Origin of the sequence: Acinetobacter sp. AS167, from assembly GCF_037152175.1 — a bacterium.
GTDB lineage: Bacteria > Pseudomonadota > Gammaproteobacteria > Pseudomonadales > Moraxellaceae > Acinetobacter.
This window is the reverse complement of sequence record NZ_JBBCMP010000010.1, coordinates 40,307-66,171: the sequence shown is the minus strand read 5'-3', so window position 1 is coordinate 66,171 and position 25,865 is coordinate 40,307. Positions and strand designations below refer to the sequence as shown.

Sequence of the window (25,865 nt, the reverse complement as noted above, 5' to 3'; positions counted from 1 at the left end):
CGAAGAAGACCATCTTTACAGAAAAAATAGCCATCAATTTCAAATTTTATTTTGCAAAAATGCAGGCTTCCCCATGTTTTTCTTGAAATTGTTTGACCCAGTTCTCATGTGCTTCTAATTCTTCATCTGAAGGTAAAATGACTGGGGCATTGATTTCAATTTTTTTCCGAGTTGTATTCCTTTGAGCCTGATCAGTATGTGCAGAAAGAGCATCCATGTCAAAGGATACTTGACCACCTGTCATGGCAAGATAAACATCAGCTAAAATTTCAGCGTCGAGTAAGGCACCATGGAAAGTACGATCTCGTTGCGGAATTTCATAACGGCGAACTAGAGCATCCAAAGAGTTCTTTTGCCCAGGATGTTTGCTTTTCGCCATCGCCAAGGTATCAGTCACTTCACATACTTCTGAGAGTGCCTGTAGGCCACTGCGCTTGAACTCCATATCTAAGAAGTTCATATCGAAGCTTGCATTATGCGCAATAATTTCGCTGCCTTTTAAGTAGTCAAATAAAACTTGGGCAATTTCATTGTATTTTGGCTTATCTTTTAAAAATTCATCTGTAATACCATGGATGGCTTCTGAATCGCCAACTGGTTTCTCTGGATTAATATAAATATGAATCGAACTGCCGGTCAGTTTTCGATTGACCATTTCAATAGCGCCAACTTCAACAATTCGGTCACTGTCCTGATAATAGAAACCTGTGGTCTCCGTATCCAAAATAAACTGTTTAGGGCCATGTAACTTGACAGTAGCAGGTGTAATCACAATTTGTGGATGAATATCTCGCATTGCGGGTTGGCTCATTGCTGGCTCATCATTTTCATTGATATCTTGGGTTGATGGTTGTTCCATCACAATTTTATGCGCTGGCATGACATCCTGCTGAGGTCTAATTTCCGATTCTATCATTTCGTCTGATTCAATCAGGTCAAATCCAAAGGGATCGTCAAGCAGCCAGTCTTTTTCATCTTTTTTTTTATCATCAGCCGCTGTCATAGGTTGAGTCAGTTTGGTTGGCGCAGTGTTGTTTTTTTTTGCGTCGAGTATTTGCTGTGTACCTAAATTCGCCAATTGGTCTGCCATCTCATTGCCTGCATGTCCGGCGTGACCTTTAATCCAGTTCCATTCAATTTTGCGACCTTGGCAGGTTTGATCAAGCTTTTTCCAAAGATCTGGATTTTTTACATCTTTCCAGTTTTTCGTTTTCCAACCCTCAATCCATTCGGTAATGCCACGTTTTACATAGTTTGAATCGGTCCAAAGCACTAATTTTGCTTCGATTGGGCAAAATGCGATCCCTTCGATGGCTGCGGTAAGCTCCATGCGGTTATTGGTTGTATCAAGTTCACCACCACACAACTTATGTTCTTCTGTTTCAGTGATGATATAAGCGCCCCAGCCACCAGGACCTGGGTTGCCTTTACAAGCACCGTCGACATAAAGTGTGATTGTTTGTGACATAGTAATAACCAATGAAAGTGAATTAAGAGTTGAACATCGCGGTTTAAGAATTTATTGTATACGCAAATCGGCGTTTTCTACGCATGAACTGAGATTTTTTTAATTTCTTGTAACATTTGTATGCAATTCGCATTCAAAATTTGCCTTGTAAGCGCGTTTAGCTCTACTAAAATGGCAATGATAAAATAATTTACTAAATGTTGTTCGGAACTCTTATGTTTAAACCTACCACAATGGTGTGGCAACCTACTGCGACTGTTTTCTTTAAATTATCATTATTAACATCTGCATTCGCAGCATTAGGGTTGACTGCAGGGTGTTCTTCAACGTCGACAACATCAAAAGTTCAAACATCAAAGTCAGCAGGTATGTTGGATGCCAGCAGTTTGGACTCTCTAGAAGATTTACTTTCTGCAACAGATATTCGTGCAGTAGAGGGCGATCGCCTGCTGATTTTAAAACACGGTGACGTATGGAAGCGGATGTCAGTCGGTTTTAAAATGGATGAAAATCATTGGGATCCTCGTATTGATGCGCAAAGGAGCTGGTTTGTTTCCCGCCAACCCTATATTGACCGTTTAAGCGCACGCGCATCACGCTATCTTTATCATACGGTGAAAGAGGCTGAACGTCGTGGTTTACCTACTGAATTAGCATTGTTACCGATTATTGAAAGTTCTTATGATCCAGCAGCAACCAGTAGTGCAGCAGCAGCAGGGATGTGGCAATTTATCCCAAGCACAGGAAAAATCTACGGTCTAAGACAAACCAGTTTATATGACGGGCGCCGTGATGTAGTTGAATCAACACGTGCTGCTTATGAGTTTTTAGGTAGTTTATACAATCAATTTGGCTCTTGGGAATTGGCTTTGGCCGCATATAACGCAGGTCCAGGGCGGATCCAGCAAGCAATTAACCGTAACCAAGCTGCGGGTTTACCAACAGATTATTGGTCATTGAGATTACCACAAGAAACCATGAACTATGTACCACGCTTTTTAGCAGTGGCGCAGATTATTAAAAGCCCATCTAAATATGGGGTGAGCTTACCACCGATTGCCAATCGTCCGCACTTTAGAGAAGTTGCGGTGCCACCAGGCGTACAACTCAATCAAATTGCTTCAATTACCAATTTAAGTCGTGCTGAATTATACGCGTTAAACCCTGGTCATCGTGGTGAAGTGGTTGACCCATCAAGTACCTTGCGTATTTTGATTCCTGCGGATCTTAGTCCGACGATTGATGCAAAATTAAGAGGGTTAAAACCGGGTTCTGATAGTGGGTTATGGGCAAGTAATACTGCTCCAACCACAGCTACACGAACTTTAACGCCTACAGCGGTAACCTCGACAGTCACTCAATCGATTACTCCAAGTAAAGCAACGCCACCTGCTTTAACAACAGCAAAAACCACAACCACAGGCTCATTGAGCACACTCAAAAATACACCACAAGGCTCGAATGCATTAGCGCAATTTGCTGCCAATGCTGATATTCCTAGTGCGCCACGTATTCCTGTTGCTGTGACAAATGCAGCCAATATTAAACCTGTTGCAGCGGAACCTCCAATTTCTGCACATGAAAAAGCACAAATCCTTGCCGCAGTAAAAGCTGAAGGTGAAAAAGAAACGGTCAAGCAAGTTTTAGAACCTCAAGCCACTCAAGCTGAAAAAGAAGAAGTGGTCAAAGAGATTAAGGCGATTGCTCCACAAGGGACAGAAGTACTTGATCCATATGATGGTAAAATTAAACTGACTGCAATTCAAACCAGTCAATCTGTTGCAGAGGTTCAAGGTAAAGAAAATACGGTTGGATTCTCATATCCTAAAGGTTTAGCAGATACCACACCTGCAAACTCGGAAGAAGCCAAACTGAATCAGGATAAGAACTTTAAGAAAACTGAAACTGAAGTTGTGGTTGAACCACCAAGAGGTAAACGCAGTACTTATACCGTTTTGGCAGGGGATACTTTAGCAACGATTGCTTTAAAGAATGGCGTAAATTGGCGCGATATTGCCAAATGGAACCAAGTTGATCCAAATGGAACTTTATTTGTTGGGGCGACTTTGTATTTATATGATGCCAAACCACAAATTGATACCCCTGTGGTCTCTCGCAAAACCACGGATTCCGCTCCTACCAATTACGTGGTTAAGCCAAATGACAGTTTAACCAGTGTGGCAAATCAGTTTGATTTATCTGTCTCACAATTGGCAAATTATAATAATCTGAATAGTAACAGTAATTTATTTGTCGGTCAGAAATTAAAGCTTAAAGATGCTTCAGATGATAAATTATCTGAAATCAATAAAGCAGTTGTTCGTGCGGATACCTCTAAGCCTGTTGCAAAAATCAAAACCAAGGCTTATGCAGTTAAACGTGGCGAATATCTTAAAGTGATTGCCGATCGTTATGCTTTATCCGTACATGAACTCGCTGATTTGACTCCAGGTCTAGATACCTCAAGTAGCTTATTTGTGGGGCAAAAGATCAATGTGCCACTCAGTGAAGTCAATGAGCCAGAAGCTAAACTTGACTCTAAAGTGATTGATCAAAGTAAGTTTAAGAATGTAAAAGCTGAAACAACCTATAAAACTGAGAATTATAAAGTTCAAAGTGGCGATAGTTTATCCAGTATTGCGGTTCAGTCTAAATTAAGCTTGGCAGAATTAGCTGAATTAAACAAAATTTCGACATCTAAAAACTTGCTTGTGGGTCAAATCATTAAGATCCCTGTTGGAACAACAACACCAGAAACCTATACTGTGCAATCTGGTGATAGCCTGATAGCGCTGGCAAATAAATATAATTTGCAAGTTAACCAAATTGCCGATTTAAATGGTTTAAAGAGTACATCTGGTTTATTTGTTGGGCAGAAATTGAAGTTGACTGGCACGCCTGAAAGCAGCAGTAAAGACAAAACACAAGCGAGAAATGAATCGAAATCAGAAGGCGCTAGTAAAGATATCCATGTGGTCAAATCAGGTGAAACACTGGCAAGCGTTGCAAAAAAATATAAACTGCAGTTGTCTTATTTAAGTGAATTAAATGGTTTGTCGCGTAATCAGGCTTTGGATATTGGACAACGCTTAAAGCTTGATGGGGAATTACCCAGTAAATCCACACTATCTAAAGAAAAAGAAGACCTAAAGGCGACTGCGAAAGCAACAGCTAAAGCTTCGAGTAAGAATACTGAAAGCTATGCTGTGAAGTCTGGTGAGTCGTTAAATGCGATTGCAAACCGTGTTGGTATGTCAGTTCAAGAACTGGCTGAATTGAATGATCTGAGCCCACGTGCGGGTTTACAACGTGGTCAATCTATTCGTATTCCTAAAACAGTGACTGAATACAAAGTGAAAAGTGGTGATTCATTGATTCGTTTAGCCAGCAAGTTTGGGATTGATACCAGTGCACTTGCTGAGATGAATGAAATAAAACCAAACGCGTCATTACGCATTGGCAGCATAATTAAAGTTCCGAATCTTTAAGCGCCATTTTATTGGAGCAACGTTTAAAGCATAACATTTCAAAAAATTTTTTGAATAAAGGAAAATAGGGGAATGCGCCTAAGTTTTGCATGTGTCAGCCCGATCGGGCTGGCATTGGGATTATATGTTGCAAGCTTAAATGTTGATGCTGCTCTACAGACAACAGCATATATTGCTGTACATAATGCTCCACAGTATGACAAAGCTCAGGCGATGCCTTATGCCAATAGCAATGCACCCAAAGGCGGCTATATCAGTACAGCGAGTATAGGCACCTTTGATAATCTCAACAGTATGAATGGCAAAGGCAGTTCAACTGAAGGGATTAATTATCTATTTGATAGCTTAATGGATAGCTCACTGGATGAGCCGGGTGTGTTATATCCGCTTCTCGCTGAAAAAGTCACTTATGATCCTGTTAAAACCAAATTTGTTATTTTCCATTTAAATCCTAAAGCCCGCTTTAGTGATGGTTCACCTGTCACGGCTGAGGATGTTAAATTTAGTTTTGATACCATTCAAAGTAAAGCCAATCTAGGCTTTCAAATGTATTTGTCTGATTTAGCCAAGACTGAGGTATTGTCTAAATACCAAGTGAAAATGACATTTAAATCAGACCACAATGCAGACATGCCCTTTATTTTGGCAAAAATTGCGATTTATTCAAAAGCAGATTGGAAAAATAAAGACTATAGCAAAGTGACCTTGCAACCGATTTTAGGATCGGGGCCTTATCTGATTGAGCATATTGATTCTGGGCGCAGTATTAGCTATAAGCGCAATCCAAATTATTGGGCAAAGGACTTAGCCATCAATCGTGGTCGTTATAACTTTGATCGCATGAAATATGTTTATTATCGAAGCCCTGAAATCGCTTTTGAAGGGTTTAAATCTGGACAATATCGCTTTTATCAAGAAAAAAATGCCCGTAACTGGGTCACTGAATATAATTTTCCTGCGGTAAAACAAGGTTTGGTGAAAAAATATATTTCTAAGATTGAAACACCAGCGCTCACGCAAAGTTTGGTTTTTAATACCCGAAAGGCGCCATTCAATGATCTCAATTTTCGCCAAGCATTAACCTATGCTTATGATTTTGAATGGATCAACAAAGCATTGTTATATGGTCAAAATATTCGCTTGCAAAGCCACTTTCAAAACAGTGAGCTCGCTGCGACTGGAAAACCAAGCGCGAAAGAACTTGCAATTTTAACGCCTTATTTAAAGCAATTGCCCGCATTACAACGGCAAGGTGTATTGGCAGATTGGAAATACCCAGTTTCAGATGCCAGTGGTTTTAACCGACAGAATTTATTGATTGCACGTTCGATGCTATTAAAGGCGGGTTATCGTTTTCACAATGGACTATTGGTGGATAGACAAGGTCGCCCCATTCAAATTGAATTTCTGATTCATCAAGATGGTGCACTACGGACTTTGTTGCCTTATATTCGTAATTTAAAAAAACTTGGGATTCAGGCAAATATTCGTCAAGTCGATTTACCACAATATACAGAGCGTATGCGCCGTTTAGATTTTCAGATGACCGCTATCGATATGCCGCAATCATTAACACCGGGTGCTGAACAGGCACAGATGTGGGGCAGTAAAGCTGCCGATGAAGTGGGCAATTACAATTATGCGGGGGTCAAAAGCCCAGTGGTCGATCAGCTGATTCAACAGATTATTTATGCACCAAACCGTGAACAATTGGTACTTCGTACCCGAGCACTGGATCGGGTATTACGTGCAGGCTATTATCAAATTCTGACTTATGGCAATGATAAAAACTGGTATGCTTATTGGAATATGTATCAGCAACCCAAAGTTAAACCAAAATTATCCCTCGGTTTAGAGTATTGGTGGGTAGATGCAGATCAAGCGAAAAAAGTAGAGCAATATTTAAAAAATCGAGCATTTAAAAAAGCATAATTTTAAATCTTCATGGTTAAAACATCAGTGGCTCAACGTGAGTGATGTTTAAATTGACATATCTACCCTCATGAGGTCATAAGGAACATCGTTTCAATGGGCACATATATACTCAAAAGGCTGTTACTGATCATCCCGACATTGTTCTTTGTTCTCTTGATCAATTTTGTTGTGGTTCAAATTGCACCTGGTGGGCCTGTTGAACAAGCGATTCAACAAGCAGAAAACTTCCAAGGGGTCAATATGACTGCTGGAGGTCTATCATCTTCGGTAAATAACCATGAGTATCGTGGTGCACAGGGCTTAAGCGAAGATATGGTCGATAAAATCAAACAGCAATATGGCTTTGATCGACCTGCACATGAACGATTCTGGTTGATGTTAAAAAACTATTTAGCTTTAGATTTTGGCACGAGTTTTTTTAAAGATAAGCCGGTGACTGAACTGTTATGGGAAAAAATGCCAGTCACCATTTCCTTGGGTGCGTGGAGTACTTTTTTAATTTATTTAATCTCAATTCCTTTAGGGATTAAAAAAGCCAAACAACATGGCTTATTTTTTGATAAATCAACTTCATTACTTTTGGCTGTGGGCTATGCCGTTCCCGCTTTTGTATTTGCAATATTGTTGATCGTTTTTTTTGCTGGTGGTTCTTATTTACAATGGTTTCCTTTACAAGGTTTTGTTTCGGACAACTTTCACAGCCTCAATCTATTTGAAAAAATAGCAGATTATTTTTGGCACATGGCTTTACCTTTGTTGGCCATGGTGCTGGGTGGATTTGCGAGTTTAACCTATCTGACAAAATATTCATTTATGGAAGAGCTCAATAAGCAGTATGTGCTTGCAGCACGAGCAAAAGGCTTAACTGAAAATGACGTGTTATATAAACATGTGTTTCGCAATGCATTGTTGGTGATTGTTGCCGGTTTGCCTGAAGTATTGGTTGGGGTGTTCTTTGTTGGAAATCTACTGATTGAAATTATTTTTAACTTGGATGGCTTAGGCTTGCTGGGTTTTGAAGCCGTGCAACAACGTGATTATCCTGTGATTTTTGGTGCTTTGTTCTTTCTAACCTTATTTGGGCTGATTTTACGTTTAATCTGTGATGTGGTTTATCGTGTGATTGATCCGCGAATTGATTTTGAATCGAGAGGTGCAAAATAATGTCACTGGTCATGCAAGCACGAATACAGAAATTTAAGAATAATCGCTTGGGTTTTGTCTGTTTCATTGTATTTATCGTTTTATTTATCCTTTCAATTTCTGCCGAATTTATTGCCAATGATAAGCCCTTATTGGTCAAATACGATCAGCATTATTACATGCCAGTTTTAAAGGCTTATCCTGAAACACATTTTGGAGGGGTCTTTGAAACAGAAGCCGATTATCGTGATCCGGTGGTTCAGCAGTTGATTGAGGAAAAAGGCTGGTCGATTTGGCCACTGGTTCGTTATTCCTTCCAAACTCCCAATTTGGATTTAGCCGTTCCTGTTCCATCACCACCCAGCGCACAAAACTGGTTAGGTACAGATGATCAAGGGCGTGATGTATTTACCCGTATTCTTTATGGTCTACGCATATCACTGTTGTTTGGTTTGGCATTGACACTATTTGCTGCATTTATTGGAATTATTGTTGGCGCGATACAGGGCTATTATGGCGGATGGGTAGATTTAATTGGGCAACGTCTGCTTGAAGTTTGGGGTGGTTTGCCGACTTTATTTATGGTGATCATCTTGGTCAGTATATTTACCCCGAGTGTCTATTGGCTATTTCTGATTATGTTGATTTTTGGCTGGACAGAGTTGGTCGGTATAGTGCGCGCTGAGTTTCTTCGTGCCCGTCATTTAGATTATGTTCAAGCAGCACGTGCATTAGGGGTGAGTGATTTGATGATTATGTTCCGACATATCTTGCCCAATGTGATCAGTTCAAGTTTATCTCAACTTCCATTTATGCTGACTGCAAATATCACCGCACTTACTGCATTGGATTTTTTAGGTTATGGGCTTCCACCAGATGCAGCCTCCCTCGGTGAATTATTACTACAAGGTAAAAATAATTTAAATGCGCCGTGGCTGGCTTTATCCGGATTTTTTACTTTGGCCTTGGTGCTATCTTTATTGATTTATATTGGGGAGGCGACACGCGATGCATTCGATCCAAGACGTCAAAAATGATCAATCTTTGTTGTTGTCTGTCCAACATCTGCATATTGAAAATGAGCGTAAAGAGGTGCTGGTCAATAATCTTAACTTTGACCTACATGTTGGGGAAACTGTTGCGATTGTCGGGGAGAGTGGTTCAGGCAAATCAATTAGTGGTTTGGCGTTACTTGGCTTGCTTCCTGAAAATTTAACTGTGACTGGGCAAGCGTTATATGATGAGCAAAATCTATTGTCTCTTAATCAAAATGCGCAGTTGGCGATCCGTGGTAAAAAAATTGCCATGATTTTTCAAGAACCGATGACTGCACTCAACCCACTACATAAAGTTGAGCGGATTATTGGTGAGACTTTACTTTTAGATGGGATGTCCAAGGAAAAAGTCAGAAAGCGTGTCTATGATTTATTGTGTGATGTCGGGATGGAAGAACCTGAGGATAAGTTGAATCGTTATCCACATGAGTTATCAGGTGGTCAAAGACAGCGTGTTTTGATTGCATCAGTTTTGGCCCAAAAGCCTGAAATTATTATTGCGGATGAACCCACAACAGCCTTAGATGTTACATTGCAATCGCAAGTTTTAAACTTATTACAACTGCTTATTCTAAACCATAAAATGGCGATGATTTTAGTCAGCCATGACTTGAATTTGGTGCGTAAATATTCCAATCAAGTGATTGTGATGAATCAGGGACAGGTTGAAGAAAAAGGCACAGTTCGAAATATTTTTCAAAACCCTAAAACCAGCTATACCCAATATTTATTGGATCATGATTTTGGTGAAGCCAATGCTTTACCACATAAACGTAACTTAGTTTTATCTCTGCATCGTGTTGGGGTTAAATTTCCAATAAGAAAGGGGATATTTAATCGAGTTAAAGATTATTTTGTTGCCGTTGAACCGATCAATTTACGTTTAGATCGAGCTGAGTCCATTGGCATTGTTGGAGAAAGCGGTTCTGGTAAAACCTCTTTGGCGTTGGCAATCGCACGACTTAAACAATGCTCGGGTAATATTTTCCTACTCAATCAAGACTTGAACAGGTTGAGCCAGCGTAAATTACGTCCACTTCGATCCAATTTTCAGATTGTATTCCAAGATCCGTTAAGCAGCTTAAATCCACGTATGACTGTTGACCAGATTATTCGAGAGGGCTTAACACTACAACGTCTAAAAGAAGCTGAAATGCTGATTCGTATCAATGAAATTTTAGATAAAGTAGATCTCCCGATAACAGTTAAACAGCGTTATCCACATGAGTTGTCTGGCGGTCAACGGCAACGTGTGGCTTTAGCGCGTGCTGTGGTATTACGCCCTAAATTATTGATTCTCGATGAACCAACCTCAGCACTTGACCGGACCACACAGCGTGCGATTGTAAAATTACTGCGTCAGTTACAACAGGATTATCAGATGAGTTATTTATTTATTAGTCATGATTTACAGGTTGTAAAAGCACTTTGTCAGAAAGTTCTGGTATTAAAAGATGCTAAAGTTATCGAATTTCATGACACTCAAGCCTTATTTGATAAACCTTTAAATGACTATACCAAGCGATTAATTGCCGCGAGTCAGTATTAACGCTGTATAGATGGTCTAGTTTAAAAAATATTCACATTAACAAAGTTGACAAAATGCATTGTCAGATTTACGCTTGAACTATTATAAATTTAAATTAGAGTAAAAGCTCTAATCACTAAAGAGATTTGACCATGAGCCATCTTGCACAAGCATTAGAAATAAAAAACACACCATTTAAAAACCGAATTATTAAAGGTGCGATGAGTGAAGCATTGGCCAACCATGCAGGGCAACCGAACCAATTGCATTTAGGTTTATATGATGCTTGGGGGAAAGGCGGCTTGGGTTGTGCCATTACGGGGAATGTGATGGTTGATTTCCGTGCTAAGAATGAGCCGGGTGTTGTTGTAGTTGAAACTGAACGTGATCTTGCCAAACTGACTGAATGGGCAAATGTGGGTAAAAAGCACGGGATGGTACAACTGATTCAGTTATCACATCCAGGTCGTCAGTGTCCAAAAGGGCTCAATAAAGAAACTGTTGCGCCTTCAGCAGTGCCTTTTAGTCCAATGTTGGCGACGACATTTGGTACACCACGTGCACTTAATGAAGCAGAAATTTTGGATATCATTCAACGATTTGCTGAAGCTGCGCGGATCTGTGAAAAAGCAGGATTTGAAGGTGTACAATTACATGGTGCACATGGTTATTTGATCAGTCAATTTCTTTCACCATTGACCAATAAACGTCAAGATCAATGGGGTGGTTCGATTGAAAACCGTATGCGTTTCTTATTAGAAATTTATGCTGCAGTGCGTGCTAAAACCTCAGAAAACTTTATTATTTCAGTCAAACTGAACTCTGCAGATTTCCAGCGTGGCGGAATCACAGAAGAAGAAGTGGTTCAAGTATTTAAAGCCATTGATACAGCAGGGATCGATCTGATTGAGATTTCTGGTGGTACCTATGAAGCACCGGCAATGGCAGGCGCAAAAGCGGATAAACGTAAGCAAAGTACGATTGCACGTGAAGCATATTTCTTGGATTTTGCAGAAAAAATTCGTAAAGAAGTCAAATGTCATCTTATGGTGACAGGTGGTTTCCGTACAGCGCAAGGAATGAATGCGGCTTTAGACAGTGGTGCGTGTGAATTTATTGGGATTGCACGTCCTCTTGCGGTAGAACCTGAAGTCAGCAACAACTTGATTGCTGGTCAGGATGTTCGATATGCAGTAGAACAAATCAAAACTGGTATCCCTTTTGTTGATAAAATGGCAATCATGGAAATTCTGTGGTATGCCGCTCAGTTTAAAGCAATTGGTGAAGGGAAGAAGCCAAATCCTAAGCTTTCTCCACTCAAGGTTTTCTTTAATTATGCAAAAAATAATATCAAAGCAGTGATTCAAGGACGAGTAAACTCGCGAAAATCAGCCTAATAAAGATTGGGAGAAGCGTAGTCTCGACTTAAAAAATTGATTTTAAGGTTGCTATTGGTCTGCTTTAGATCAATACGATTTAAATGTGTCAGCAGACCATTGTCCTTTCACTAAAGCCGTTTGAAAGGCGGGTCTGCTTTCTATTTGCAGAAGATAGCGCTGAATTTCAGTGAACTTTTGATATCTTGGGTGAGGTTCAAAACAGGCTTTGTTTCAACAAGGTCTAAATTAAAAAATGTTGAACTGCTTATTATTACAAAACAAAGCCCTAAAAGCAGCTAGGGCTTTGACAGAAAGCAATTAATCTAGCTATTGGACAATGGGTTAATGCGCACAAAAAGCCATATTAAAATATTCAAATAATTCAGGCGTATTTAACCACAGCATACTTGACAGCCCGAACAGAATAACAATAACCAACCAGATACTGAGCTTGAGCCACGAGAATGAATTAGTCATTAACCACAGCCTCTTCATTGACAAAGAAATGCACAATAACGCCGACTACACACAAGGCAATTGAGCATCCCCAAATGATGTTGTAGTTACCCGTTATATCATGATTTAAACCGCCTAGCCATCCACCAAAAAATGAACCGATTTGGTGAGTGAAAAACACTAGGCCGCTTAGCATGGTTAAGTATTTCACACCAAACATATTGGCCACAATGCCATTGGTTAGGGGTACAGTCGAAAGCCATAAAATCCCCATAACGATACCAAAGGCGTAAACAGTCCAAATACTCAATGGCAGCATCAGAAACGCAACAATCGCAACGCCACGTAAACCATATAAACCCATAAGCAGATGCGGTTTGGAATACTTACCACCAAGCCAACCTGCGGTATAGGTTCCGATAATATTAAATAGACCAACCAATGCAAGAAAGATCGTTCCAGTGGATGCATCAAAACCATGATCAATCAAATAACCGGGTAGGTGAATGCCTAAAAAAACCACTTGGAATCCACACACCGAGAAACCAAAGGCTAACCATAAAAAAGGTTTATGCTGAAAGGCAATTTTAAGAATCTGTTTAAAGCTTAAATTGGGTTTTATCGCTTGTTTAATTGCATTTGGCGGTACATACATAGGCGCTTTAAGCATCCATGCCAATGGGACAATCAGCACGATGAGTATTGCTGTAATGACTAGCGCAGATGACCAACCAAAGTTCTTAATGAGAAGTAGAGTGGTGGGCAACATAATGAATTGCCCAAATGAACCTGCCGCACTGGCTATACCCATTGCCATACTACGCTTGCTTGGATGCGCTGCTCGTCCTACGGCTGAAAGTAATACCGAGAATGATGTTGCAGAGAGGGCTAAGCCGATAATTAAGCCGACACTGATATCTAGTAACAGCACATTTGAACTGATAGACATTAACAATAGGCCAATGGTGTAGAGCACCCCGCCTATTGCAACAATCTTTTTACTGCCATATCTGTCTGCAAGCGCACCAGTAAAAGGTTGTACTGCACCCCAGAATAGATTTTGTATGGCAATGGCTAAACTAAAAACCTGATGACTCCAACCAAACTCATGGCTCATGGGTACAAGATAAAGCCCAAAACCGTGACGTACACCTAAAGAGAGTGCCAAGATAAAAGCACTACCGATGAGCATATAAATGAGTGGTTTAGAGAAACGTGTGTCGTCGTATAGTGCTGACATAAGCTATCCATTGAATCATCATGCGAGAATTGTAGATGATTCAATGGGACTTCGCGATAGAATAAAAATTTATCAATCGATAAATTTCAGTGATCAGTCAGCATATGTTAACGAAAATAAATTTAATTTTTAGAAGCGATAACCCACACCGACATAAGTAATCAGAGGATCAATATCAATTTTGGTTTTGGCTGTAACAAGTTGTTTGTTGGTATTTGAGTCTGAAATGGTAATGGTCGCATCACTACTCATTGGTGCATAAGTGACAGAGCCTACTCCAAACCAGCGATCATTAAAATCATAGGTTGCACCCAGTGTGGCCATAGGTGCCCAAGCATCATCTGCTTCTACTTTAACTACAGGATTTGCAGATGATTTTTTGCCATCTAATGCTGCTCCAGCCTGTCCATCTAATACGTTCTGGATCATGTGACCTGCTGCAATCAGATCGTCTTTTACGCCATTATCGACTTTTAGGTGAGTAAAATGTGCATACATGACACCTACACCCACATAAGGCCGAAGTTTATTCACACCAGATTTACCAAATTGATAATGTAGTTCTGCCGCTGGCAACCATGCAGTTGCAGATGCTGCTTTTGAATGTTTTGTTAAATCAGTAATCGCAATATCTTTTTTTAAGTCAATACTGCCAAGTGGTGTAGAATCTTTACCGGTCAATGGTGCATAGATTTGACCTTCGCCTTCAATCTCAACTTTAGGTGGAACACCTGCTTTAAACTCTAATGAAAGATTATCAGTGAAGTAGTAGTTTCCCATCAGGCCAAAAGTATCCACATCTTTTGCTGTTAGACCAGTACCTTCAGAGGTCCAACTGGATAGACCATTGACTGTGGCTGTGCCCGTTAAAGCGCCAGGAATTGTGTCACCCAAAAGGCCGATTGCACCATAAAGAAAAGGATTGGATTCTTTAACTGCTGCGTCTAAAACTGCCTTTTTAGAAATATCACCTACTTTAGATTGTGTTCCTTCTGCAACGGCAGTATTCACTTTGATCGGATTAGCGTTACCCTGTGGCATTGCATGTAGCCAACCTGCTGAAACAGAAAAGCGTTTAAACCCATCACCATCTTTAAGACTAAAATAAGGTGAATCTGCATGCGCCATCATCGGTAAAGTCATGCATGAGGTCATGATGCAAAGTAATGGTTTTTTCATAGGTTTGGACTCCATGTCCGTAATTGATACTAATTTTTATGCGTTTTTATTATTAGAAGTTTTTGCTGTTAATTAATGTAGTCTTTACAAAGGCTTTTTTTAAGTGAATGTTCTTTTTTTAATGTTTTATTTATCATAAGTTTATATATGTAATATAACTGTAATCATATTGTCATGATATTACATGCTAAAAATAAGTCACGATCTCGGTTAAAAACAATGATAAAACATTGACTTGGTAGAAAGGAAAAATTCAAGTTATAACAAAAGGTCATATGAACATGACCTTTTGTTAAGCAGTATAAGTCATTTTAGTCAATGACTTTCATTATTTTTGAAAACGAGATAGATCTTCTTCAGGGCGCGCGGTTAAAACTTCTACACCGTCTTTGGTCACCAGCAGGGTATGTTCGTATTGAGCTGAAAGACTATGGTCTTTGGTCACCACCGTCCATTTATCACCCATTAAACGTGTTTGCCAAACACCCGCATTTACCATTGGCTCAATGGTAAAGGTCATACCTTCTTCTAAAACCATGCCTGAATTAGGTTGACCATAGTGAAGGACTTGTGGTTCATCATGGAATACGGTACCAATACCGTGACCACAATATTCACGCACTACACTAAAGCGTTCTGATTCAACATATTTTTGAATCGCCGCACCAATATCACCAATGGTTGAACCCGGTTTCACGGTTTCCATACCACGGTACATTGCTTCTTGAGCAACTTTACACAAACGTTCAGCAATAATCGACGTTTCACCACCAACCACATACATCATATTGGTATCACCGTGATAACCATCCTTAATCACAGTGACATCAATATTGAGAATATCGCCTTTCTTTAAAATTTTATTTGCAGATGGAATACCGTGACATACCACATGATTTACAGAGGTACAAATCACATGTTGGAATGCAGGGCGACCAGGCGCAGCGCCATAACCTAAACATGCAGGTATAGCGTCTTGTTTGTTGACAATATAGTCATGACAAATCGTATCCAATTCAAGTGTACTGACACCTGGTTTGATATGCGGTTTGATCATATCCAAAACTTCTGCAGCCAATCGACCTGCAACACGCATTTTTTCAATTTCATCTGCGGTTTTGATTAATCGACGTGGCGCTTCGTAAGTACTGTTCATGATCTTTAAAAACTTTTGGAAATTTGTATGTGACTATGGTATAAATAGCCGCCCAATTTATCAAATGCTTTCTGTGACTTTCTTTGTGAATGGTTTATGGAAATATTGATAAGGGTAATTTAAAAATCCGCACATATGTCGTCACATTACTCTGGGTGCCTGAAAGGGTGGAGAATGCGGACATATGGAGGCCTAACCCAAACTTTTAAGGTAAAGAAAATGGCAGATTACAACGTAAGCATGCGCGACCTTCTTCAAGCTGGCGCGCACTTTGGTCACCAAACTCGCTTCTGGAACCCAAAAATGCGTCAATACATTTTTGGTGCGCGTAACCGTATTCACATCATCAACCTTGAACATACTGTTCCTGCGTTAAATGATGCTTTGAATTTTGTTAACAATCTAGCAAGCAAAAAGAACAAAGTATTGTTCGTTGGTACAAAACGTGCTGCTTCTAACATCATTCGTGAACAAGCTCAACGCGCTGGTCAGCCTTATGTTGATCACCGTTGGTTGGGTGGTATGTTGACTAACTGGAAAACTCTTCGTCAGTCAATCAACCGTTTGAAAGATCTTCAAACTCAATCACAAGATGGTACTTTTGCTAAACTGACTAAACGTGAAGCATTAGAACGCGCTCGTGAAATGGAAAAACTTGAACGCTCTTTAGGCGGTGTTAAGAACATGGGTGGTTTACCTGACGCATTGTTCATCATCGACGTTGATCACGAAGCAATCGCGATTAAAGAAGCTAAAAACCTTGGTATTCCAGTAATCGGTATCGTTGATACAAACTCTAACCCAGATAACGTAGATTTCGTTATTCCTGGTAATGACGATGCGATCCGTGCTGTTACACTTTATGCTTCTGCAATGGCTGATGCAATTCTTGCTGGTAAAGAATACGCTCAAACTCAAGCGAATGCTCAAGCTAAAGGCGAAGAAGCTGCGAAAGAAGCTCCTGAGGCTTAATGCGTTTTGACGCAAGCTTGTCATTTTTGTGATTTAAAATGATGACAAATTGAGCGTCGAGAAAGCAAAGCGGCCCAGAGGAACCTTTGGGCCGTTTTTGTTGAACAGATTCATATTCTACCGTATTTAGGAGAACAACATGACTGCAGTTACTGCGAGCATGGTAAAAGAATTACGTGACCGTACTGGTCTTGCAATGATGGAATGCAAAAAAGCATTAACAGAAGCAGACGGTGACATCGAATTAGCGATTGATAATCTTCGTAAATCAGGTCAAGCAAAAGCAGCTAAAAAAGCTGGTAACATTGCTGCTGATGGCGCGATCACAATTGCTCAAGAAGGTAATAAAGCAATTCTTTTAGAAGTAAACTGTCAAACTGACTTCGTTGCGAAAGACGAAAACTTTGCTGGTTTCTCTGCGAAAGTTGCTGCTGCTGCACTTGCTGCTGGTGTAACTGATGCTGCTCAAATTGCTGAATTGAAACTTGAAGATGGTTCAACTGTTGAAGAAGCTCGTATTGCGCTTGTTCAAAAAATCGGTGAAAACATCCAAGTTCGTCGTGCTGCAATTGTTGAAGGTGAAAACCTTGCAGTTTACAAACACGGTTTAAAAATCGGTGTTGTTGTTTCTTACACAGGTTCTGCTGAAACTGGTAAAGGTATTGCAATGCACGTTGCTGCGTTCAACCCAGTTGCTGTAACTGCTGAAGATGTTTCTGCTGATCTTATCGCGAAAGAGAAAGAAATTGCTGAAGCTAAAGCGATTGAATCTGGTAAGCCAGCGAACATCGTTGAAAAAATGGTGACTGGTTCAGTTGAAAAATACTTGAACGAAGTTGTTCTTGAGCGTCAACAATACGTAATCGACAACGACAAAAAAGTTGCTGAAGTATTGAAAGCGACTGCAACAACTGTAGCTCAATTCGTTCGCTTCGAAGTAGGTGAAGGTATTGAGAAGAAAGCTGAAATGAGCTTTGCAGAAGAAGTTGCTGCTGCTCAAGCGGCTGCTAAATAATTTTTACTCACTGAGTATAATTATTGAAAACCCCTCCTTAGAGGGGTTTTTTTTGTCTGTAATTTAATTGAAGTAGATTCAGAAGAATTAATTCATACATATCTAAAAGATTATTCTTTTATAATTCCACAATGAACATTGATTAGACTCAAACTTTATGGCAAATAAAACTCAACTTGGTATTGGTGCTGTAATCGCAGTGATCGTCGCAGCTTATCTAGGCGTTGATCTTAATCAACAAAAAAATCAAGCAACTGAATCCTCTAAAGTTGAATCGATCGATCAGCAAAACAATCATTCACAAGACAATACACAGCATGTGAATGAGCAAAGTAAAGATAACCAATTTAAAGATAAGCCGTCTGCCAATAGTCAAAATCAAAATGGTCTTGAGGTTATTCGAAAAGCCTACGATGCAAAACTCAGTAATGTTCAAGTACAATCGATTGGTCGAGTAAAAGCCGTCTTGCGTGATGATAATGAAGGTTCACGTCATCAAAAATTTATTCTTGCAATGGATAATGGCTTAACTGTACTGGTTGCGCATAATATTGATTTAGCACCCCGTATCGATAATTTACGCAAAGGTGATACTGTCGAATTTTTTGGCGAATATGAATATAGTAATCAAGGTGGTGTAATGCATTGGACACACCATGATCCAAAACGTCGTCATCAAGATGGTTGGCTAAAACATAATGGAAAAACCTATCAGTAATCTATTGGTTATTCTCTTATGTGCACAAAAGATCTTTGTATTTTCCATGTCTAATCGTATAGATAGCAATTTTGTTCTATACGCTTTTTATAAACATGCTATTTTTAAATTATTATCTAAAGTCTGAATAGAAAAAATGCAGGAGTGGGCAAGCTATTTTCACCTAAAAGAATTGGGTGGATTAGAGTTGTTAAAAGCACAGTATCACCATAAGCAATTTTCAAAGCATGTGCATGAAGGTTATTGTATTGGTGTGATTGAAGATGGTGCACAGAGTTTTTATCGGACTGGGCAGTTACATACAGCACCGAAGGGCGACATTATTTTAGTCAATGCTGATGAAATTCATACAGGTTCATCTGCTGTCGAGTCAGGCTGGAAATATCGTGCAATTTATCCAACGCCAGAAATGTTGTTAGATGCAGGGCAAGATTTTTTTAGTGTTAAAAATAGCGTACCGTGGTTCCCACAAGCAGTTGTGCAAGATGTTGGATTGGCACAGCAACTCTGTTTACTTTTTGATTTATTAGAACAAAAAGAAAATACTTTACTGAAAGAGAGTATGTATTTATCCACTTTAGCCCGCTTAATCAGTCGTTATGGTCGTGCCAAATTAACACCTGCTGAATTACCAGAAGCACAACGGAAAGTTGAAATAGTCAAAGATTTATTAAGCAGTTTTCCTGAGCATGATTATTCGCTCACTGATTTGGCGACATATGTAGGATTAAGCCCTTGGCATTTTTTACGTGAATTTAAAAAATATACGGGCTTACCACCGCATAGCTGGTTGGTTCAAGTCCGTTTACAGAAAGCGCGCCAATTATTAAAACAAGGGCAGAGTATCGCAATGACTGCTCAAAATAGTGGTTTTTCAGATCAAAGTCATTTTAATCGTCATTTTAAAAAAGCAGTCGGGGTTACACCTTCTCAATATTTAAGCACGTTAAATATTTAATAAATGTATTTGGGAATAGTCATTTAAACGTTCTACAGTCCCTCACCAAATAGCAATTTCATCCAAGCGATCACTGATCATTTATAAGATACTGCTTAAATTCTTAGATTTGGATTTTGCAAATGAGTGATCAATTTGAATCTTATACTGCCGACATTGAGCCGAAGTCTATGCAAAATAAAAAGGCTTTTTTCCAAGGTGTGGTGGATATTTTACCTTTATCTATTGCCGTACTGCCTTGGGGTATTCTGGCTGGATCAATGGCAATCAATGCTGGATTAAGCTTTGCACAAGCGTTCTCAATGTCCGCTGTTGTATTTGCAGGTGCAGCACAGTTGGTAAGTTTAGGTTTAGTCATGTCACATGCATCTGCCTTGACGATTATGATTACGGTATTTTTCTTAACCAGTCAGCATTTAATTTATGCGCTTAATTTTCGTCAAGATGTCAGTCGTTTTCCGTTTAAGCAACGCATATTAATTGGCTTCTTGCTGACAGATGAACTGTTTGCTGTCGGTATTGGCAAAGATAAACAACGCAACTTTGCTTATCTGTTTGGTGCTGGGCTATGTTTTTATTTGGCTTGGTGTCTATTTAGTGTATTGGGAATTGTACTGGCTAAATCAATTCCAAATTTAGAAAGCTTACATTTAGATTTTTCAATTGTTGCGGTATTTATTTTGATTATTGTGCCTATGGTGAAAAGTAGCGCAACTTTAGTGGGCGTCATATTTACCTTAGTATCTGCCTGTATTTTTAAATATTTTCAATTTGAAGCGGGCATTGTGCTATCTGGGATTTTGGGAATGTTTAGTGCGATGTGTACGGCAAAAATCGTCGGAGTAACAAACATAGGAGCACCAAAATGACATGGACTTTATTGTTAACTTTGGCAGGCATTGTATTGATTAACCGTTACTTTTTTTTAGAACCTAAAATCGCCCTGAAATTACCTCGTGTGATTGGAAATATGTTGCAGTATTCAGCGCCATGTTTGCTGACCGCTATTTGTGCCCCAATTGTATTTTTTAATGGAGATCAATTGCGTGCATTGCCTTTGGATGCCTATTTTTTAACAGCAATGATCTGTGTTGTTTTAGCACTTATTTCTAAGAAAATTCTAGTCAATTTAGCTTTAAGTTTATTGTGCTTTTACGGGTTATTTTATCTGTTAAATTGAAGAAAATGGAGGGAAAAGCCGAATTGAATTTTCCCTCTGGTTTATTTGCGCTAAAAAGCCAGTTTCTGGCGTGTTTTCCATTTGGGTAGTACTTTACCAAGATAGGCATCCATGCACCATACGGGGCCAATGAGGAGGAATTGAAGGTCTTTAAAGAAAGAAGGCTTTTTACCTTCGACTTTGTGACCATAAAATTGACCAATCCAAGCCAGAATAAATACCCCAATATAGAAACCAACACCGACTGGGAGTAAGTAAATGACCCATGCCATGACTGCAATTAATGCGGTCATTGCTACAGCAAGAACAATATCTAAACGGGCATAGAAAACGAGGGTTAGAACTAGAAGTAGTGCCGTAAGCAAAGCACTAAAATGTGCAAGAATCCCAATGATGGCAAATAAAATCGCGGGAACACAAGCCCAATGGATGGCTTTATTGGTTTTGTTTTGATGACTTTCGCTATATTCATCGAACCATTCGGTGATTGTTTTCATTTGGCGCTCCATGCATGTGGTTGGCTATATTTATTTTTTGCTGAAAACAATATAAATCAGAATAATGTTTTGGTCAAAATAGCGGCTTTAATTAACGTGAGTATGACTTAACTATATCTTTAACTTATTGAAAAGCAATGATCTCGACGGAGTCTTGCTGAGCTTACATTCAATTTCAGGATCAGCCTGCGGCTCGCCCTACTTTTCTTTCGGGATGAGGAGCGAAGCTCCGCAAGGGTAACCATCTTGCGCAGCTACATCGCTGCTCACCGCAAAACTCGTCGACCACCAGTAACGCATTCAATGAATCGCAGAAATAACACTTTTTTGAATGAAGTCCTGCCTCAGACAGTTGCGGATGACGTTTCCACGTATCATATTTCATCAAAAATTTTATATCGAAATCAGGTTAATTAAAAATAAGTGCTGGTCAGGGGATTTCAATGTGTTGCCTGATAGAAATTTAAAATATCACGTGCCCATGTTTGGTGTTCTGGTTTAAGTGTGACTTTGATTTCCTGAAAATTGGTGACATCGTTGCCATCGCTTTCGTCGGCATAATAGGCGATCCCATGTGTTTTATTGGGATAGTTGGGAATTTGATAGCTAAAATATACTTTATTTTTATTGGCTTTGACGATGTTTAACAGGTGATTTTTATCTTCAATGGCACCAAATTCATTGTCTAAACTGAGCTTTTTGATATTGGGGAAATACAAACTTGCGCTATGCATGGCACAGCCAGCACACGCGGATGAATTATAAATGGTGATGGCTTCATCTTTTTTACGGCTTGCCAGCACAGCATACGCAATGCCAGAAGGTCCCATATCCGTGCTGATCACTTGCCATGAAAGGGGGACAAGTACGGGACCAATACCCGGCAGCAAGATGATTTTAAAGTTTTTTGCTTGAGTCGCAGATAATGTATAACTGAACTGACATTTCACTTGTTGGGTATTGTTGATCTTACAGATGGAATCATCTTTGTAGAATCCTGTATCGTTAAAAGGATTGGGAATTGCTGCAATATAGGTATCCACTGTTACATTATTGCTGAGAGTAGCTGCGGGAAGTTGTTCAAGTTGGTGTTGTGGCTGAGGTGCTTGGTTGGTTTTTAGATCAGGAAAAGTGGCTTTGAAAATAGCGATATCTCCATAAGCAAAACCACTTAGGCCCAATAGTATGATTAAAAATTTCGAATTGAGCATGTCCTATCTCGACTATCCCTTACTGATCCTTATTGGGGACTTTGATAAATCAATTGACCTTCTTTATAGGTTGCCAATATTTTGATGTCTTTAATCTTTTGAGTGGGCACTTTTAATGGGTCTTGATCTATCACCACAAGATCCGCTAATTTGCCTTTTTCTAAGGTACCTTTGTCTTTTTCTTCAAAGTATTGGTATGCGGCCCAATCTGTGACTGATTTTAATGCAATATAAGGACTGACTTTTTGATTCTCACCTAATACATCTCTAGAACGGGTGGTACGATTGACGGTTGCATCAATCACCATCATATTTTTAGGAGGGATGACTGGAGCATCATGGTGCTCAGTAAAAATCATATTTTTTCTTAATGCAGAACCTGTAGGGGAAATTCGGTTGGCACGTTCTGCGCCGAGCGTTTCATGTTTATGCCAATCGCCCCAGTAGTAAGTATGTAATGAGAAGAACGAAGGAATAAGCCCTAATTTCTTGGCTTGATCTAATTGATCCTCACGCATGGTTTGCGCATGAATAATCACATTGCGGCGATCTGCTTGGCCATATTGTGCATTGGCTGTCTCAATAGTTGCGAGATATTGGTCAATTGCAGCATCACCATTGGCATGTGCAAGAATTTGCCAATGGTTTTTATAAGCCAGATTAATTGCATCTTGAACCATTTTTGTATCTGGGTAGGCTGGATAACCACGATAGTCTTTAGTTTTTCCTTCTGGTGGGATGAAGTAAGGCTGCGTTAGCCATGCGGTTTTGCCTTGTGGGGAGCCATCTAGGCTGATTTTAACCCCACCAATTCTAAAATGATTTTGATAATTGAGACTACTGCCATTTTTCAGCATGTAATCTTTTTCATTGATGATATCTGGATAAACCACGACATCAATATTCAATTGATTGATGGCCGCAAAACTTCGCCATAATTCAGCTGTACCATGATCTGCACGACCTTCTTGTACAGTAGTATAGCCATTTTTGATATAGGTATTCAGTGCTGTTTTTGCCATATTTTGCATGATTTCAGGTGGAACTTTGCTAAACGCAGTTGCCATTGCTGAAAAAACAGCAGCTTCTTCAAGTACACCATTGGGTTCTTGAGAATTTGCTTTACGACGAATAATCCCGCCAGTTGGATTTGGGGTATTTTTATTGATGTTTAAAAGTTCAAGAGCCTTATGATTGACAGAGGCTAAGTGTCCTGACTGATGTAAAACAATAATCGGGTGATTGGTGGAAACCAAGTCTAAATCATCTGCTGTAGGATGTCGTTTTTCTTTAATTTGGGCGTCATCATAACCATTTCCAATAATCCAGCCTGAGGTTGCTTTGATAAAGTCAGGATTGTTTTGTTGCCACAATGAAAGTTCATGAATTAATGATGCAATATCTGAAACGTTACCATCTGGCGTAGGGTAGAGATTTGCCACAGTTTGCTGTAGACCGACACTATTTAAATGACTATGTGCATCAATAAAACCAGGCAGCAGGGTATGACTGTTTAAGTTAACCTCTTGGGTATTTTTTTGTTTTAACTTTTGCGCTTGTTTTAAATCACCTGCAAAGACAATTCTTCCATCCTTGACCAGGAGCGCTTCGACATAATGGGGTGACATGCCTTGCATGGTTAAAATTGAGCCACCGTAAAATAGCGTGTTTGTTTGCGTCAATGTTGCAAGATCCGCGGGTGTATTCGTGTTTGTTGGAGATATTGTGGTACATGCGCTAAGCGAGCCAAGGCCAATTACGCAGATGATGGGTGCAATTGCATGGACAAGTTTTGATGGAACGCTGATTTGTAACATGAATAATCCCCCAATTTTGTTTTATTAAATATTGCTGAAAATAGATGAATTGAATTGTTTATTTTATTCAAACTAGCAAAGATTGTGATCTGCGTATAGATTTGATATGTGTATAAAAATAATGACTGTTTTTAAATTTTAGCAATGATCTTGATTCATCCTAAACGATTTTTTATTTATATACAGCCTAAATAAATCTTTTTCTAAAATAAATCACACACAACAGCGCCAGTGCTAAACCAATAAATGAGGGGCCATAACCGATAGGAGTAGCAAGTAAGCCAACAATTACTGCTCCTGCTACAGCCCCACCATAATTAAAAATATTCACCCGTGCGATAATTTCATCGCGTCGATTTTCATCTATACGACCTGCTGCTGAAAATGTCAGCGGGACTAATGCGCCTACAGCAACACCAGCCAGTGCAAAACCAGCAATGACAATCGCCAATGAATGCCCTAAGCCAGCGATTGCACAGCCCGTTGCACCAATCAGCGTTGTGATGAAGGCAACCCATGCAGCGCTTTTAAATTTTAAAAGATAATCCAGACTTAAACGTGTGAGTAAAATACCCATTTGGTAAGCAGCATAACCCAATGGGGCGACTGTGGCTGAGCTTGCTAAAATATCTTTAAGATAAATTGAACTCCACGTGCTGATTGCTGAATCAACAGTAAAGGCGATGAGAATGATCACACCAAAAATAAGCAATTGTTTATGCGGAATTGGCGAACGTTGTTGAGGATGTAGGGCAGCATTTTCTTTTTGTTGAAATAACCAACGTTTTGACACTTGCGATGTAATCAAACACATCACGACAGCAATGCACAATGCTGCTGTTGCCCCAAGTGTAGTTGAAACTGTCGCAGACATGATTAACGCGCCAAGGAAAGCAGCAGCGGTATAACAGGCAAAGAAACCTCCCAAGGCGCTTTTTCCAAGTTTTTGCTCCATCATGACAGCTTGCATATTCAATGCCGCATCTAAACATCCGAGTCCAAGCCCATAAAGTAAAAAACTAGCGACCATGATCATGACACTAGGACTAAATGCTGCAATTGCAATACCGATGCCTTCAAATAGCAAGCCGATAACAATAGCCAGCCTTGAACCTAGTTTCACAGCGAGTCGATCTGCCAAAATAGAACCCAACGCTGCTGCAATACAGACGCTAAGGATAATAATCGACAGTTGATCATCTGAAAGTCTGAATCGGTTTTTGATTGTAGGAAGCGCGGTCATGACGCTGGCATAACCCAAGCCTTGCGTGGCAAAACCAAGTGCGATTACTTTTTGGGTTTTGCTGAGGGATGTATGCGCGAAGTTTGGCGTTTTGCTGTTCACGTCCATGCATGGCTCACTTTTTTACTTTTAGAATTTAAACTTCGGTTTTCGTTTTGCTGTTTAGTGATACATCCTGTATCGACTCGCATTTTATTTTATCTGGAATGCATTTAAAGAAAAGGGGC

The 25,865-nt window shown here is 39.7% G+C and carries 20 protein-coding genes and 1 pseudogene; 12 read left to right on the top strand and 9 right to left on the bottom strand.

Features of this window, described 5'->3' with window-relative positions; translation table 11 throughout:
* Positions 1-46 precede the first annotated feature (46 nt).
* Positions 47-1,468, bottom strand: a complete 1,422-nt coding sequence (dnaQ, locus tag WFN33_RS15520) for a DNA polymerase III subunit epsilon (RefSeq protein ID WP_336953908.1) — start codon at positions 1,466-1,468, stop codon at positions 47-49.
* A gap of 215 nt (positions 1,469-1,683) precedes the next feature.
* On the opposite strand from dnaQ, the gene WFN33_RS15515 reads away from it, so the two are divergent.
* The 6 genes from WFN33_RS15515 (at position 1,684) to WFN33_RS15490 (ending at position 12,014) form a co-directional block, all read left to right on the top strand.
* Positions 1,684-4,956: a LysM peptidoglycan-binding domain-containing protein gene (locus tag WFN33_RS15515; protein WP_336953907.1), complete on the top strand. Its 3,273-nt coding sequence runs from the start codon at positions 1,684-1,686 to the stop codon at positions 4,954-4,956.
* Between the two features lie 72 nt (positions 4,957-5,028).
* The gene (locus WFN33_RS15510; RefSeq protein WP_336953906.1) at positions 5,029-6,888 is read left to right on the top strand and encodes an extracellular solute-binding protein; all 1,860 of its coding nucleotides are present in this window, start codon (positions 5,029-5,031) and stop codon (positions 6,886-6,888) included.
* 96 nt (positions 6,889-6,984) lie between these two features.
* Positions 6,985-8,055 (top strand): microcin C ABC transporter permease YejB, encoded by a 1,071-nt coding sequence (locus WFN33_RS15505; RefSeq protein ID WP_004722041.1) that lies wholly within the window; start codon positions 6,985-6,987, stop codon positions 8,053-8,055.
* The gene (locus WFN33_RS15500; RefSeq protein WP_336953905.1) at positions 8,055-9,071 is read left to right on the top strand and encodes an ABC transporter permease; all 1,017 of its coding nucleotides are present in this window, start codon (positions 8,055-8,057) and stop codon (positions 9,069-9,071) included. Before WFN33_RS15505 ends, WFN33_RS15500 begins: the two co-directional genes overlap by 1 nt.
* Complete coding sequence (locus WFN33_RS15495) at positions 9,043-10,638, top strand: dipeptide ABC transporter ATP-binding protein (RefSeq protein WP_336953904.1); 1,596 nt, start codon at positions 9,043-9,045, stop codon at positions 10,636-10,638. The genes WFN33_RS15500 and WFN33_RS15495 overlap by 29 nt, the downstream gene beginning before the upstream one ends.
* Positions 10,639-10,769: 131 nt before the next feature.
* Positions 10,770-12,014 carry an NADH:flavin oxidoreductase/NADH oxidase family protein gene (locus WFN33_RS15490; RefSeq protein WP_336953903.1) on the top strand — a complete coding sequence of 415 codons (1,245 nt, stop codon included), beginning with the start codon at positions 10,770-10,772 and terminating at the stop codon, positions 12,012-12,014.
* Between the two features lie 69 nt (positions 12,015-12,083).
* Here the strand turns inward: WFN33_RS15490 and WFN33_RS15485 are convergent.
* From WFN33_RS15485 to map, 4 genes and pseudogenes are all read right to left on the bottom strand, one after another.
* Positions 12,084-12,197 (bottom strand): annotated as a pseudogene (locus WFN33_RS15485) (glutathione S-transferase); the annotation flags it as partial.
* Positions 12,198-12,465: 268 nt separating this feature from the next.
* Positions 12,466-13,692 carry an MFS transporter gene (locus WFN33_RS15480; RefSeq protein WP_336953902.1) on the bottom strand — a complete coding sequence of 409 codons (1,227 nt, stop codon included), beginning with the start codon at positions 13,690-13,692 and terminating at the stop codon, positions 12,466-12,468.
* A 129-nt stretch (positions 13,693-13,821) separates the two neighbouring features.
* On the bottom strand, positions 13,822-14,871 hold the full coding sequence (locus WFN33_RS15475) for an OmpW family outer membrane protein (RefSeq protein ID WP_336953901.1): 1,050 nt from the start codon (positions 14,869-14,871) through the stop codon (positions 13,822-13,824).
* Between the two features lie 328 nt (positions 14,872-15,199).
* Entirely contained in the window at positions 15,200-16,027 is an 828-nt protein-coding gene (map, locus tag WFN33_RS15470) for a type I methionyl aminopeptidase (protein WP_336953900.1), read from the bottom strand.
* A gap of 219 nt (positions 16,028-16,246) precedes the next feature.
* On the opposite strand from map, the gene rpsB reads away from it, so the two are divergent.
* From rpsB to WFN33_RS15440, 6 genes are all read left to right on the top strand, one after another.
* Positions 16,247-16,999 carry a 30S ribosomal protein S2 gene (gene rpsB / locus WFN33_RS15465; protein ID WP_004722027.1) on the top strand — a complete coding sequence of 251 codons (753 nt, stop codon included), beginning with the start codon at positions 16,247-16,249 and terminating at the stop codon, positions 16,997-16,999.
* Between the two features lie 139 nt (positions 17,000-17,138).
* Positions 17,139-18,014, top strand: coding sequence for a translation elongation factor Ts (gene tsf, locus WFN33_RS15460; RefSeq protein ID WP_004722025.1), 876 nt, complete (start codon positions 17,139-17,141; stop codon positions 18,012-18,014).
* Positions 18,015-18,171: 157 nt separating this feature from the next.
* Positions 18,172-18,732, top strand: a complete 561-nt coding sequence (locus tag WFN33_RS15455; protein WP_336953899.1) for a DUF3465 domain-containing protein — start codon at positions 18,172-18,174, stop codon at positions 18,730-18,732.
* 136 nt (positions 18,733-18,868) lie between these two features.
* Entirely contained in the window at positions 18,869-19,690 is an 822-nt protein-coding gene (locus tag WFN33_RS15450) for an AraC family transcriptional regulator (RefSeq protein WP_004722023.1), read from the top strand.
* A gap of 122 nt (positions 19,691-19,812) precedes the next feature.
* Positions 19,813-20,559 carry an AzlC family ABC transporter permease gene (locus WFN33_RS15445; protein WP_336953898.1) on the top strand — a complete coding sequence of 249 codons (747 nt, stop codon included), beginning with the start codon at positions 19,813-19,815 and terminating at the stop codon, positions 20,557-20,559.
* Entirely contained in the window at positions 20,556-20,870 is a 315-nt protein-coding gene (locus WFN33_RS15440) for an AzlD domain-containing protein (protein WP_004820009.1), read from the top strand. The genes WFN33_RS15445 and WFN33_RS15440 overlap by 4 nt, the downstream gene beginning before the upstream one ends.
* A gap of 50 nt (positions 20,871-20,920) precedes the next feature.
* Here the strand turns inward: WFN33_RS15440 and WFN33_RS15435 are convergent, their stop codons facing one another.
* From WFN33_RS15435 to WFN33_RS15420, 4 genes are all read right to left on the bottom strand, one after another.
* The gene (locus WFN33_RS15435; RefSeq protein WP_336953897.1) at positions 20,921-21,367 is read right to left on the bottom strand and encodes an Mpo1 family 2-hydroxy fatty acid dioxygenase; all 447 of its coding nucleotides are present in this window, start codon (positions 21,365-21,367) and stop codon (positions 20,921-20,923) included.
* A gap of 440 nt (positions 21,368-21,807) precedes the next feature.
* On the bottom strand, positions 21,808-22,578 hold the full coding sequence (locus tag WFN33_RS15430) for a DUF4850 domain-containing protein (RefSeq protein ID WP_336953896.1): 771 nt from the start codon (positions 22,576-22,578) through the stop codon (positions 21,808-21,810).
* A 29-nt stretch (positions 22,579-22,607) separates the two neighbouring features.
* Positions 22,608-24,395 carry an amidohydrolase gene (locus WFN33_RS15425; RefSeq protein WP_336953895.1) on the bottom strand — a complete coding sequence of 596 codons (1,788 nt, stop codon included), beginning with the start codon at positions 24,393-24,395 and terminating at the stop codon, positions 22,608-22,610.
* A gap of 187 nt (positions 24,396-24,582) precedes the next feature.
* The gene (locus tag WFN33_RS15420; RefSeq protein ID WP_336953894.1) at positions 24,583-25,746 is read right to left on the bottom strand and encodes an MFS transporter; all 1,164 of its coding nucleotides are present in this window, start codon (positions 25,744-25,746) and stop codon (positions 24,583-24,585) included.
* Between the last annotated feature and the right edge of the window lie 119 nt (positions 25,747-25,865).